This window comes from Collimonas fungivorans, assembly GCF_001584145.1.
GTDB classification, from domain to species: domain Bacteria; phylum Pseudomonadota; class Gammaproteobacteria; order Burkholderiales; family Burkholderiaceae_D; genus Collimonas; species Collimonas fungivorans.
Genome location: NZ_CP013232.1, coordinates 3,434,287 through 3,446,800 on the forward strand (window position 1 = coordinate 3,434,287; position 12,514 = coordinate 3,446,800).

12 protein-coding genes and 2 tRNA genes are annotated in these 12,514 nt (G+C 59.2%); 3 read left to right on the plus strand and 11 right to left on the minus strand.

All coding sequences use genetic code 11. The features are described 5' to 3' along the window. Window positions 1-177: 177 nt before the first annotated feature. Both CFter6_RS14655 and CFter6_RS14660 read left to right on the plus strand, forming a co-directional pair. Window positions 178-645, plus strand: a complete 468-nt coding sequence (locus CFter6_RS14655; protein ID WP_061540561.1) for a VOC family protein — start codon at window positions 178-180, stop codon at window positions 643-645. Window positions 646-925: 280 nt separating this feature from the next. Next, the gene (locus CFter6_RS14660) at window positions 926-2,269 is read left to right on the plus strand and encodes a DEAD/DEAH box helicase (protein WP_061540562.1); all 1,344 of its coding nucleotides are present in this window, start codon (window positions 926-928) and stop codon (window positions 2,267-2,269) included. Window positions 2,270-2,335: 66 nt separating this feature from the next. Here the strand turns inward: CFter6_RS14660 and CFter6_RS14665 are convergent, their stop codons facing one another. The 9 genes from CFter6_RS14665 to CFter6_RS14705 all read right to left on the minus strand — a co-directional run bounded on the left by CFter6_RS14665 (window position 2,336) and on the right by CFter6_RS14705 (window position 10,779). After that, window positions 2,336-2,887, minus strand: a complete 552-nt coding sequence (locus CFter6_RS14665; RefSeq protein WP_205631398.1) for a hypothetical protein — start codon at window positions 2,885-2,887, stop codon at window positions 2,336-2,338. Window positions 2,888-3,114: 227 nt separating this feature from the next. Further along, a tRNA-Arg gene (locus tag CFter6_RS14670) sits at window positions 3,115-3,191 on the minus strand. A 115-nt stretch (window positions 3,192-3,306) separates the two neighbouring features. Continuing rightward, window positions 3,307-3,383: transfer RNA gene (locus tag CFter6_RS14675), tRNA-Pro, on the minus strand. A gap of 289 nt (window positions 3,384-3,672) precedes the next feature. Further along, entirely contained in the window at window positions 3,673-5,016 is a 1,344-nt protein-coding gene (gene phoR / locus CFter6_RS14680; RefSeq protein ID WP_082814798.1) for a phosphate regulon sensor histidine kinase PhoR, read from the minus strand. Further along, complete coding sequence (locus tag CFter6_RS14685) at window positions 5,013-5,711, minus strand: winged helix-turn-helix domain-containing protein (protein WP_061540564.1); 699 nt, start codon at window positions 5,709-5,711, stop codon at window positions 5,013-5,015. The genes phoR and CFter6_RS14685 overlap by 4 nt, the downstream gene beginning before the upstream one ends. A 33-nt stretch (window positions 5,712-5,744) precedes the next feature. Further along, on the minus strand, window positions 5,745-7,082 hold the full coding sequence (gene glmM / locus CFter6_RS14690; RefSeq protein WP_061540565.1) for a phosphoglucosamine mutase: 1,338 nt from the start codon (window positions 7,080-7,082) through the stop codon (window positions 5,745-5,747). 30 nt (window positions 7,083-7,112) lie between these two features. Next, window positions 7,113-7,964 (minus strand): dihydropteroate synthase, encoded by an 852-nt coding sequence (gene folP / locus CFter6_RS14695; protein ID WP_061540566.1) that lies wholly within the window; start codon window positions 7,962-7,964, stop codon window positions 7,113-7,115. Window positions 7,965-8,097: 133 nt separating this feature from the next. Next, a complete protein-coding gene (gene ftsH, locus CFter6_RS14700; RefSeq protein ID WP_061540567.1) occupies window positions 8,098-9,984 on the minus strand; it encodes an ATP-dependent zinc metalloprotease FtsH in 1,887 nt (628 codons plus the stop codon). Window positions 9,985-10,134: 150 nt separating this feature from the next. Next, window positions 10,135-10,779 carry an RlmE family RNA methyltransferase gene (locus CFter6_RS14705; protein ID WP_061540568.1) on the minus strand — a complete coding sequence of 215 codons (645 nt, stop codon included), beginning with the start codon at window positions 10,777-10,779 and terminating at the stop codon, window positions 10,135-10,137. A 31-nt stretch (window positions 10,780-10,810) separates the two neighbouring features. On the opposite strand from CFter6_RS14705, the gene CFter6_RS14710 reads away from it, so the two are divergent. After that, on the plus strand, window positions 10,811-11,281 hold the full coding sequence (locus CFter6_RS14710; protein WP_061540569.1) for a YhbY family RNA-binding protein: 471 nt from the start codon (window positions 10,811-10,813) through the stop codon (window positions 11,279-11,281). Between the two features lie 50 nt (window positions 11,282-11,331). Here the strand turns inward: CFter6_RS14710 and CFter6_RS14715 are convergent, their stop codons facing one another. Continuing rightward, entirely contained in the window at window positions 11,332-11,787 is a 456-nt protein-coding gene (locus CFter6_RS14715; RefSeq protein WP_061540570.1) for a DUF4149 domain-containing protein, read from the minus strand. Between the two features lie 220 nt (window positions 11,788-12,007). After that, window positions 12,008-12,484 carry a transcription elongation factor GreA gene (gene greA, locus CFter6_RS14720; RefSeq protein ID WP_061540571.1) on the minus strand — a complete coding sequence of 159 codons (477 nt, stop codon included), beginning with the start codon at window positions 12,482-12,484 and terminating at the stop codon, window positions 12,008-12,010. Window positions 12,485-12,514 lie beyond the last annotated feature (30 nt).

The window sequence follows — 12,514 nt, forward strand, 5'->3', positions numbered from 1 at the left end:
GCAACCTGCGGTTTTTAATAAATCTCCCGATTTTCCGGAGCAAGCCGCCGCTTGCTCCGGAAAATCCGGGAAACACTGCTTTGCCATTTCAACTGCGCGGGCTAGCGACTACAATGCATGCGCAACAGCGCAATTGGCTAGTCCTAACGACCATTTCTCAACTCGCAGGAGAACCATATGGCAGTCAAACCAATTCCGGACGGCTATTCTTCCGTCACTCCCTATCTGATTATCGACGGCGCCGTCGACGCCATCGCGTTTTACAAAAAAGCCTTCGATGCAGTAGAAATACTGCGCATGGATGGACCGGATAACAGAATCGGCCATGCAGAAATCAAGATCGGCGATTCTCACGTCATGCTGGCGGACGAATTCCCGGAGATGGACATCATCAGTCCGAAAAAACTGGGCGGTGCCGGCGTCAGCATCATGCTCTACGTGGAAAATGTGGATGTGGTTTTCCCGCGCGCAATCGCCGCCGGCGGCACACAAGTGCGGCCGCTGCAAGACCAGTTCTATGGCGACCGCTCCGGCACCTTGAAAGATCCGTTCGGCCATGTCTGGACCGTAGGCACGCATATCGCCGACTATTCGGAAGAAGAAATACGCGAGCGCGCAGCAGCCTCCATGAAGAACGCCGGCTGAACGACAATCGCCGGCGCGATCCGCTTTGTTTCCAGGCGGATCGGCGGCCGGCATTTTATGCTGCATCGCCCCATGAGATGCCGGAATTGCTTGCCTGTAGCGCGCCGTTGTTATACTCTGCGGCGACACAGCAAATTCTCCAGTCAAATACTGCTGTCAAGGACGTTATCGGGCCGAAGAGCAATTTCAAGCCCAGCTGACTCCAATCTCCTCTAATCCGTTTGCCTGCGACTGGCGCCTTGTAGAAGGCGACAGGCCGATATTATTCTATTGAGTTGTCATGTCTTTTTCTGAACTCGGCTTGTCCGAAGCCATCGTTCGTGCCGTAACCGAACACGGATACACTACCCCTACCCCGATCCAGACCCAGGCCATTCCTGCAGTGCTGGCAGGCGGCGATTTGCTGGCCGGCGCCCAAACCGGCACCGGCAAGACCGCCGGCTTTACCCTGCCTGTACTGCATCGCCTGTCGACTTCGGCCACCAATCCGACCGGCAGCCAGCGCCCGATCCGCGCGCTGGTGCTGACGCCGACGCGCGAACTGGCGGCGCAAGTCGAGGAAAGCGTGCGCCTGTACGGTAAATACCTGAAACTGACTTCGGCCGTGATTTTCGGCGGTGTCGGCATCAACCCGCAAATCAAGCTGCTCAAGCACGGCGTCGATATCCTGGTGTGCACCCCGGGCCGCCTGCTGGACCATATGCAGCAAGGCACCGTCAACCTGAACCACGTGGAAATCCTGATCCTGGATGAAGCCGACCGCATGCTGGACATGGGCTTCATCCGCGACATCAAGAAGATTCTCGCAGTGCTGCCGAAGAAACGCCAGAACCTGCTGTTCTCCGCCACTTTCTCGGACGAAATCAAGATCCTCGCCGACAACCTGCTGAACTCGCCGGCCATGATCGAAGTGGCGCGCCGCAACTCGACCGTCGAAGTGATCCAGCAAAAGATCCATCCGGTAGACCGCGACCGCAAGCACCCGCTGCTGGCGCATCTGATCAAGACTCACCAATGGTCGCAGGTGCTGGTGTTTACCCGCACCAAGCACGGCGCCAACAAGCTGGTCGAGCAGTTGGAAAAAGACGGCATCAGCGGCATGGCGATCCACGGCAACAAGAGCCAGTCGGCACGCACCCGCGCGCTGGCCGAGTTCAAGGATGGCAGCCTGCAGGTGCTGGTCGCAACCGACATCGCGGCGCGCGGCATCGACATCGACCAGCTGCCGCACGTAGTCAACTATGACTTGCCTAACGTGCCCGAAGACTACGTCCACCGCATCGGCCGCACCGGCCGCGCAGGCGCTACCGGCGAAGCAGTATCGCTGGTATGCGTGGACGAACACCAGATGCTGAAAGACATCGAGAAGCTGATCAAGCGCGAATTACCGAAGGAAGTGGTTGCCGGTTTTGAACCCGATCCGAACGCACGCGCCCAGCCGATACAGCTGCGCAGCGGCGGTGGCGGCGGCAATCGTAGTGGCGGCGGTGGCGGCGGGCGTGGACGCCAGGGCGCAGCGCCTGGCGTCAAGCCAAGCCAGGGACCATCGCGCGGCCACGGCGGCGGCAATGGCGCGGCACCGCGTCCTGCGGCTCCGCGCCGCTCCGGCGGACGCGGCCGCTAAGCTGTAGCGGCACTCATGCGATGCCGGCCCGGCCGGCATCGCAAATCCAGCTCCCTTCTCTCTGCCTCAGTTCAGGCAATCAAACAAACCGTCAAAGATCGTCATGCTTGTGCCCGGCAACGGCGCGCGCAGCGGCCGGTCGCCTGCCAGAGCGCTGTAAAACGATGCGACCGGCGTCTGCGCCGCCAGCGGCGTGCGACAGGCCCAGGTGCGCGCATCGGTCACGACCTTGCCGTTGGCAGCATCGATTTCAGCATTGCTGCCCGCAAATACCCACACGCACTCTCCCATCGTGCCGTCGGACTGCCGCACCGAGCAGCGGTAGCGCAAGGCCTGCATATTGCTGAATTCACCTTCGCAGATGGTATCGCCGCAGATATCGTCGAAATCCCGCTGCAACCGCCGCTCCAGGTCGTAGAAGACATCCCAGCCCTGCTCATGTCCGGGATAATTCACGGCATCGACATATTCGGCCGCGCTCGCCGCCGGCGCGCCAAACGCCAGGACTCCAGCAGCGCACAGCAGTGTCGCCAACCGGGCCGGCGGCTCGCCAGGCCGGCCGGACACGCATTGCGCGAAAAACCATGAAATGCGGGATAAACTGGCCAGTGCAGGCATGCAATTCTCCTTCGGTTCAAGACCTCGGTGGCGACATCAAATAGATGCCAATAATGCATCATAATTTGCTTGCGCCGCTCAGCCAATAAGCGCGGGCCTAACTTGACCGAAAGGAAATTTGACGGGAATGAAACAGGCAGGAAAAATCCGCGGACATGTGTCGCGGACGAAATATTGCAGATATGAATGTTGACAACGGGATGCTGTACTGAAAGTCAGGCTAAAACTGGTCCGGCCGGAGGGAATCGAACCCCCAACATTTCGGGTAGAAGCCGAATGCTCTATCCAGTTGAGCTACGGCCGGATTCATACGCCTGTCGCCTTGATTCCGATCGTGAGATCGCTTCACTGCTGAGCTTGCTTTTCTTCAAGCACAAATGAAAAATGGGGCTGTCCGAAGACAGCCCCATTTTATTTTTTGGTCGGAGTACAAGGATTCGAACCTTGGACCCCCTGGTCCCAAACCAGGTGCGCTACCGGGCTGCGCTACACTCCGAGAAGCAAGATAATAAACAGTATTCCGATTTTTGTCAAATTTTTATACAGGAGAATTTTGAAATCCTGCTGCAAAAACCAACCCAATAACGGTACCGCCAAAAGCTTATCTGCTGAAAAACTTGAGAGACGGATTAGACCAGAATTTGGAAAAATATGCGAGAGAAAAACGCATATTCCGGCAAAAATCTTACCCTGTTTTTCATTCTGCTTAAAACATCAGCAAATCAATAAAAAGAACCGGCGACGCCACGCAAAAATCGCCATGCCGAAATCATTTATAAAAAAAATCAGTCCTGTCGCAATGTCAGTTGCGCGCGCTGGAAACTTACTTTAAAACGGCTGCCCTTGCCATACTCGGAAGTGATTTCGAGGCGGCCGCGGTGGCGCAGCAGGACATGCTTCACGATCGCCAGGCCGAGGCCGGTTCCCTGCGTGGCGCGCGACCGGGTTTTGTCGACGCGGTAGAAACGTTCGGTAAGCCGGCTCAGATGTTCGGCTGCGATGCCGATGCCATCGTCGGCCACGGTCAGGCTGGCGCATTCGCCTTCCATGCCCCAGCTGACATCGATGCGGCCACCGTCCGGGGTATACCGGACCGCGTTCGAAAGCAGGTTGGCAAATGCACTTTCCAGCTCATCGTGATTGCCTTTCAGGTCGACCTCCTGCACCTGCAAAGTAATGTTGTGCTTGCCGCCGGACAGCGCCCTGGCCTCTTCCACCAGACGATTCAGCAGAGGCTTGATGCGCACCGCGTCGCTGGACGGCGGCTGCACCAGCGACTCGAGCCGGGTCAGGGTCAGCATGTCGGCCACCAGCCTTTGCATGCGCTGCCCTTGCTCCGCCATCAGGTGCAGCTGGCGCTGCCGGGTTTCCTCGCTCATCTCGCTGCTCAGCGCATGTTCGAGGAAGCCGTTGATGACTGTCAGCGGCGTGCGCAGCTCGTGCGATGCATTGGCGATGAAGTCGCGCCGCATGGTATCCATTTTTTCGTTTTGCGTGACATCGTGGGTGACCAGGATCTGGCGCCGGCTTTCGAATGAAATCAGTTGCACCAGGATCTTGCGGTCGTGATGCATGAACGGCAGGGGCTGCTCGAAACGCCCCGACAACATGTAATCGACAAAATCGGGAGAGCGTATCAGGTTGGTCAGCAAACGTCCTTCGTCGCGCGTCAGGTCCAGCCCCAGGTGGGCTTGCGCTGCGGGATTGCACCACTCCAGGTGCATCACGCCGTCGACAATCACCACGCCGTCCGGCAGCAGGCTCATGGCTTGCCGGAAGCGCGCCAGCCATTCCGCCATATCGGCGCGCGAACGCTCGTCCTCCAGGCGGATGTCTTCCAGCGCCGCAAACGCGTGCGCCCACAAGCCCCAGGTCTTGGGCCGGCGGCCGCCGACCGGGGTATCCATCCAGCGTTCGATCTGGTACAGCGACCACATCTGCAGGAACAGCAAACCCGTCAGCGACAAGCTGAAGAACAACAGGCCGGCGATGGCGCCGCCAACCGCAGCCACCGCTACCGCAACCAGTGACAGCAGGCCAAACCAGAGCAGCGCCGGCACCCAGAATTTGCGTGCGCTGCGGCTGCTGGCGACGGCTCCGGGTTTGGGTCCGGGTTTGGCTCTTGTCACGCCGTCGGCTCGGCGTTGAGCTTATAGCCGACGCCGCGCACGGTCTTGACATAATCGGCTGCGAGGCCAAGCGATTTGCGCAGGCGCATGATATGCACGTCGACAGTGCGCTCCTCGATGAAAGTATGGTCGCCCCAGACTTTATCGAGCAGCTGCGCGCGCGAAAAAATCCGGTCCGGGTGCGCCACCAGAAAACGCAGCAACTTGAACTCGGCCTGGTCCAGCTCGATTTCCTGGCTGTCGACCGTGACCTGGTAGCGATCGGTATCGATCTGGATCAAGCCATGGCTAAGCAGGCTTTGCCCAAGTTCCGGCACCTTGCGCCGTAACAGCGCCTGGATACGGGCAATCAGTTCCTTGGGCGAAAACGGCTTGGTGACATAATCGTCGGCGCCGGCATTGAGGCCGCGCACCTTGTCCTCATCCATCCCCTTGGCCGTCAGCATGATCACCGGCAGAGTGGCGCTGCGCGGCTGGCTACGCCATTCCTGCAGCAACGCCAGGCCGGAAGTATCCGGCAGCATCCAGTCCAGCAGCACGGCCTTGGGCAAGACACCGACGATCGCCTGCCGCGCTTCGCTGGCGCTATAGGCAATCTCGCAGGAAAAACCGGCGTCATCGAGCGTGAACCGCAACAGCTCGGCGATGCCGGGTTCGTCTTCGACGATCAAGATGTGGGTTTGATATTTCGACATCGGCAGTTAACTCTATTCAGTAGAAGTCGATAATCAGGAATTCACTTTAGCTGCAATCCGGCGCGCCATCGCTTGCGCCAGGTCGGCATCCTTGGCCTCGACCATGACACGGATCAGCGGTTCGGTGCCCGAGGCCCGGATCAGCACGCGGCCGTTGTCGCCGAGCTCTCGCTCGACCGCTTCGGTCTCCGCCACCATCGCCGGATTCTTCTGCCAGTCGAAACCTGCGCTCACCTTGACGTTGACCAGGGTTTGCGGATAGAGCGTGATATCGGCAGTCAGCTGCGCCAGCGTCTCACCGTCGCGCTTCAATGCCGACAGCACCTGCAAGGCCGACACGATGCCGTCGCCGGTCGTATGCTTGTCCAGGCACAGCAGATGGCCCGAACCCTCGCCGCCCAGGATCCAGCCGCGCTCTTTCATCACTTCCAGCACGTAACGGTCGCCCACCTTGGCGCGCGCAAACTCGACGCCCATCTGGCGGAACGCCACTTCCAGCGCCATGTTGGTCATCAGGGTGCCGACCGCGCCTTTGACAGGCCCGATCTTCATGCGGTCCTTGACCATCACATACAGCAGCTCATCGCCATTATAGATGCGGCCGCGGGCATCCACCATCAGCAGGCGGTCGGCGTCGCCGTCCAGCGCGATGCCGATGTCCGCCCGGTTGGAGCGCACCGCCAGCGCCAGCGCATCCGGCGCGGTGGCGCCGTAGCCGGCGTTGATGTTGAAGCCGTTAGGCTGGTTGCCGATGGAAATGACTTCCGCCCCCAGCTCGTGGAATACGTGCGGCGCGATGTGGTAGGCCGCGCCGTGGGCGCTGTCGACCACGATGGTCAGTCCGCGCAAATCGAGCTCGTTGGGGAAAGTGCTTTTACAGAATTCGATGTAGCGCCCGGCTGCGTCATCCAGGCGCCGCGCCTTGCCCAGCTTGTCGGAGGCGACACAAGCCATCGGCAACTCCAGGGCATCTTCGATCGCGGTTTCCACCGCATCCGGCAGCTTGTTGCCCTGCGCCGAGAAAAATTTGATGCCGTTGTCTTCATACGGGTTATGCGAGGCCGAAATCACCACCCCCGCCGACAAGCGCAACGCTCGCGTCAGGTAGGCGATCGCCGGCGTCGGCATAGGACCGGCCAGCATCACGTCGACGCCGGCGGCGGCAAAACCCGCCTCTAGCGCGGCTTCCAGCATATAGCCGGAGACTCGGGTATCTTTGCCTATCAGTACGGTCGGTTTGCCCCCGCCCGATTTGGCCTGGGCCAGCACTTTACCGGCAGCGTAACCCAGCTTCATTACAAAATCCGGCGTAATCGGCGCTACGCCGACACGGCCGCGCACACCATCGGTACCAAAATATTTTCTTGTCATCTCAACCTTCAGTCACATGCATTTCAATCGTTATAATTTTTTTCGCTGCGCCGCCTGCCATACCTTGAGCGCGTCCACCGTCTCGGCCACATCATGCACCCGGACTATCTTAGCACCCTGGGAAACCGCCGCCAAAGCCGCCGCCAGGCTGCCGGCAAGGCGCCGCTCGAGCGCTTTGCCGGTCAGCTCGCCGAGCATGGTTTTACGCGACATTCCTGCCAGCAAAGGCAGGTCCAGGGTGCGTTGAATATCTCCCATGCTTTGCAACAATGCAACATTATGCGCCAAGGTCTTGCCAAAACCAAAGCCTGGATCGATGCTGATGCGATTCCTGCCTATCCCGGCCTGTTCCAGCGCGGTTACCCGCTCCTGCAGGAAGGCGCTGACTTCGGCCACCACGTCCTGGTATTCGGGCTTGACCTGCATGGTTTGCGGGTCGGCCTGCATGTGCATGACGCACAAGCCGCAATCGCTGTCGCTCACTGCTTCGAGGGCGCCTGCTGCACGAAAACCGTTGATATCGTTGATCAGGTCGGCGCCGGCGGCGAGCGCTTCGCGCATCACGGCTGGTTTGTAGGTGTCGATGGAAAGCGGCTTGCCGCAATCGCGCAGGGCGTAGATGGCCGGCATGACGCGATCCAGCTCTTCTTCCAGCGACAGCGCGGGGCTGCCGGGACGGCTCGATTCGCCGCCGATGTCGATGATGTCGACGCCGTCGGCGATCATCTGCTCCGCGTGCGACAAGGCGAATTCGAGGGAATGGAACTGTCCGCCGTCGGAAAACGAATCAGGGGTGATGTTGAGTATGCCCATCACCAACGGCCGCGCCTGCGGCGTGTTGACCGGCAGCCGGTAGCGGCCGCATTGAAAATATTGTTGCATATGGGAAGTTAAATTGAGGGCGCGAAAGGCACGAAAGAAAGGCAAGAAAATAAGCAAAAAGGGCGAGGATTGCTCCTCACCCTTGCTGACAGTTATTTCACAAGCTGCGACGCCAGAGGCGCTCCGGGCCGGATCAGGCCGGCGCGGTGGCGTTCGGCGAAACACCGCCGGACGGATTGTCGCCGGGCGCTTTGCGCACCGAGCTGCCGGCTTTCGGCAGGCGCGGCTCCAGGCCTTCCATGATGTCGTTGATCTGGTCGGCGTCGATGGTTTCCCAGTCCAGCAGGGCCTTGGTCATCGCTTCGACCTTGTCCTTGTTTTCTTCCAGCAGGCGGCGCGACAAGGCGTATTGCTGGTCGAGGATGCTGCGGATCTCGGCGTCGACTTTCTGCTGGGTGGCTTCCGACACGGTCTTGGCCGACATGCGGCCGAAATACGCATCCTGCTCGGTATCTTCGTAGACCATGGTGCCCAGGGTCTCGGACATGCCGTAACGGGTCACCATAGCCCGCGCCAGCTTGGTCGCGCGCTCGAAGTCATTGGAAGCGCCGGTCGACATCTGGTGCATGAAGATCTCTTCCGAGATCCGGCCACCGAACAAGATGGCGATTTCTTCCAGCATCTTGTCCTTGTACATGTTGACGCGGTCATGCTCCGGCAATTGCCAGGTCAGGCCCAGCGCGAAACCGCGCGGCATGATGGTGACCTTGTGCACCGGATCGGCCTTCGGCAGCAGCTTGGCTACCACCGCATGGCCCGATTCGTGATACGCCGTATTGCGGCGCTCTTCCTCGCGCATCACGGCAGACTTGCGCTCAGGACCCATGACGATCTTGTCCTTGGCATCTTCGAAATCCTGCATCTCGACCAGGCGCTTGGCGCGGCGGGCGGCAAACAAGGCGGCTTCATTGACCAGGTTGGCCAAGTCGGCGCCCGAGAAACCAGGCGTTCCACGGGCCAGGATATCGGCCTTGACGTCGGTCGAAATCGGCACCTTGCGCATATGAACGTTCAAGATCTGTTCGCGGCCGCGGATATCCGGCAGGCCGACCACCACCTGGCGGTCGAAACGGCCCGGACGCAGCAAGGCTTTGTCCAGCACGTCGGAACGGTTGGTGGCGGCGATCACGATGACCCCGGAATTGGCTTCGAAGCCGTCCATCTCGACCAGCATCTGGTTCAGCGTCTGCTCGCGCTCATCATTGCCGCCGCCCATGCCGGCGCCGCGATGGCGACCGACTGCATCGATTTCATCGATGAAGATAATGCACGGAGCATGCTTCTTGGCGTTTTCGAACATGTCGCGCACACGCGATGCGCCGACGCCGACAAACATTTCAACGAAATCGGAACCGGAAATGGTGAAAAACGGCACTTTGGCTTCGCCGGCAATCGCCCGCGCCAGCAAGGTCTTGCCGGTACCCGGAGGACCGACCATCAGCACGCCATGCGGAATGCGGCCGCCGAGTTTCTGGAATTTGGTAGGATCGCGCAGGAAATCGACCAGTTCGGAGACTTCCTCCTTGGCTTCATCGCAGCCGGCGACGTCGGCAAAGGTGACCGAATTGCTGTTTTCGTCCAGCATGCGCGCCTTCGACTTGCCGAACGAGAACGCCCCGCCCTTGCCGCCGCCCTGCATCTGTCGCATGAAGAAGATCCAGACCCCGAGCAACAGGATCATCGGGAACCAGGAAATGAATATCTGCTGCAGGAACGATGGTTCTTCCGGCTGCTTCACTTCGAATTTGACGTTGTTGTTGACCAAGTCGCCGATCAGGCCGCGATCCAGCGCCGTAATGGCGGTTTTCACTTTCTTGCCGTCCGAAGTGCTGGCGACAATGTTGCCGCCTTCAATCGTCGCATCGGTGATATGCCCGGCCCGGATTTCAGTGATGAGATCGGAATAGGCTATCGGTCCCGCGCCGCTGGCCAGTCCGCGGCCGTCGAACTGCTTGAATACGGTGAAAAGCACCAGGGCGATGACCACCCAGATGGCGGCTTTGGAAAACATGTTGTTCACTAGAACTCCTTGGACGCGCTGCGCGCCTATTTTTAGGTACAGCTTCGAGGTACAACTTCGAGGTATTCCTTAGATTTTACTCGGAATAGATACGGCTTGCTAGGCAGGATATGTGGCCGTACCCACGATAAATCAAGGAAAATTTGCTATTTAGCGCGGATTTTTCAATATTTTGCCAAGCAAGAAGATTTCCGAGGACTTGTCGCGGCTGGCTTTGGGCTTCCGGGAAGCCACGGTTTTGAATTCCTGGCGGAATTTCATCAACACCTCATTGTAGCCGGTGCCGTTGAAACATTTCGCCAGCAAGGCGCCGCCGGGTTTCATGTGCTGCTGCGCAAATTCAATTGCCAAATCGATAATTTCCTCGACCCGCGCCGCATCGGAGATGGCGATGCCGGACAGGTTGGGCGCCATGTCCGACAACACCAGGTCCACCTTGCGCCCCTCCAGCAGGCGCTCCAGCTGGCGCAGGCTGTCTGCCTCGCGGAAGTCGCCCTGGATGAAATGGACGTCGGCAATCGGCTCCATCGGCAGGATGTCGAGGCCGATGATCATGCCATGGATGCCGCCGCCGTCCTGGCCGGACAGCTTGTTGCGGGCGTATTGCGACCAGCTGCCCGGAGTCGACCCGAGGTCGACGATGATCTGGCCAGGCTTGATCAGCTTGTCCAGCTCATCGATTTCTTTCAGCTTGTAAGCGGCCCGTGCACGATAGCCTTCTTTCTGCGCCAGCTTCACGTAAGGATCGTTAATGTGGTCGTGCAGCCAGTTTTTGTTTAATTTCTTCTTTGCCATTCGCGTAGAATACCGTTTTTAAGGAATTTTTATGTTGAAACTTACATCCGCCGAGCGTAGCGAGCTCCGTTCCCAGGCCCACGGTCTGGATCCTGTGGTCCTGATCAGCGAAGATGGCTTGAAGCCGTCCCTGATGAAAGAGATCGATTTAAGCCTGAATGCGCACGGCCTGATTAAAGTGCGTGTATTCGGTGATGATCGCGAGGCACGGATTGCCATCTACGAAACTATTTGCGAAAAACTCGGCGCCGCGCCGGTGCAGCATATCGGCAAGCTGCTGGTCCTGTACCGTCCGCAAAAAGACGCAGCCAAGGAACGCAGCGAAACCCGCGGCAAGGGCATGCGCGAAGTCACCATCGTCAAGCCGAGCCCGAGCGGCACCAAGCGGCCATCGGTGACCAAGGTCATGGTAAAAGGCAATGAGCGCGTGACCCAGGGCGGCAACATCAAGCGCGCCAAACCGCGCCAGAAAAGCAGCAAGAAATCAGCCTTGGGCCGTTAATGTCCGCCGCTTCGGCAGGTACTGCAGTTTGCGTGGGGCGGCCATCCTGCCTAGCGCAAACTGCGCAAACGTAAAATAAGCCCCACTCCCAGCAAGCTCTGGATCAGGTAGATGCCGCTGGCGACACCATGCAAGATGCCAAAGCGAGTCTTTGCATCGGCGCTCATGACACCGCCGACGGCCGCTTCCCGCAAATCAGCCATGAACGGCTGGATGCCGAAATAACCGACCAGAGTACACACCAGCATGGCCAGCGCCAGCCGCAGCAAGGTCTTGCGCAGCGGCGCCGCATCGTCGTGGGTGCGGTAGCTGAATAACATGATCAAGGCTATTCCGCAGGCCACGGACAGCCACGCCTCGATCCTGAACACGCTGCCGGCGATGGTGCCGGCCAGCATGCGGTCGGCCAAGGTGGCGAACAGGGTCGGCGCAACCAGGTAACCCACCGTCCACAAGCTGCCCACCCACAAAGTGGCGATCAACAGTCTGAGTCTTACTACAAGCATTGCCACTCCCGGTTTTCCATTCAAACGGCAAGCGCCGTACGCCTGCCCTGCCAGACTGCCGTGTAGTGTTTCGTACGTAATGGAGCTTCAGAAATGGTGTATTTTTGTGTCAGGCTAGGCGCACACCGGAGCGATAGTGGTGCTATCGCGAGGATTTGCAACAACGCCTGGCGCGAGAAGACACCGTTTATGAAGTTTCATTATGTGCGAAACACTGCACTTATATGTAACGGACTTCCAGTATCTCGTATTCACGGATGCCGGATGGCGCCTGCACGCCGACCACGTCGCCGGCGGTCTTGCCGATCAGCGCGCGGGCAATCGGCGAAGTGACGGAAACCTTGGACAGTTTGAGGTCGGCTTCGTCGGTGCCGACGATTTGATAAGTGACCTTGTCGCCCGACTCCAGGTCTTCCAGATCGACCGTGGAAGCAAACACCACGCGCCCGTCCGCATCCAGGGTTGCCGGGTCGATAACCTGCGCGGCGCCCAGTTTCCCTTCCAGGTCGGCAATCCGGCCCTCGACAAAAGCTTGCCGCTCTTTCGCCGCATCATAATCCGCGTTTTCCGAAAGATCGCCATGTGCGCGCGCTTCCGCGATGGCGCTGATGACGGCCTGGCGCTCTTTGGTTTTCAAACGATGCAACTCATCTTTCAACAATTGTGCGCCATGCTTGGTAAGAGGTACTGAGCTCATAGGATGGTATTCAACAAATATAAATAGGGT

Bases quoted from the DNA above. Each gene is read 5' to 3' on its own strand.
- CFter6_RS14655 (WP_061540561.1), top strand. From the start codon at position 178: ATGGCAGTCAAACCAATTCCGGACGGCTATTCTTCCGTCACTCCCTAT.
- CFter6_RS14660 (WP_061540562.1), top strand. From the start codon at position 926: ATGTCTTTTTCTGAACTCGGCTTGTCCGAAGCCATCGTTCGTGCCGTA.
- CFter6_RS14665 (WP_205631398.1), bottom strand. From the start codon at position 2,887: ATGCCTGCACTGGCCAGTTTATCCCGCATTTCATGGTTTTTCGCGCAA.
- CFter6_RS14685 (WP_061540564.1), bottom strand. From the start codon at position 5,711: ATGTCGAAATATCAAACCCACATCTTGATCGTCGAAGACGAACCCGGC.
- glmM (WP_061540565.1), bottom strand. From the start codon at position 7,082: ATGACAAGAAAATATTTTGGTACCGATGGTGTGCGCGGCCGTGTCGGC.
- folP (WP_061540566.1), bottom strand. From the start codon at position 7,964: ATGCAACAATATTTTCAATGCGGCCGCTACCGGCTGCCGGTCAACACG.
- CFter6_RS14705 (WP_061540568.1), bottom strand. From the start codon at position 10,779: ATGGCAAAGAAGAAATTAAACAAAAACTGGCTGCACGACCACATTAAC.
- CFter6_RS14710 (WP_061540569.1), top strand. From the start codon at position 10,811: ATGTTGAAACTTACATCCGCCGAGCGTAGCGAGCTCCGTTCCCAGGCC.
- CFter6_RS14715 (WP_061540570.1), bottom strand. From the start codon at position 11,787: ATGCTTGTAGTAAGACTCAGACTGTTGATCGCCACTTTGTGGGTGGGC.
- greA (WP_061540571.1), bottom strand. From the start codon at position 12,484: ATGAGCTCAGTACCTCTTACCAAGCATGGCGCACAATTGTTGAAAGAT.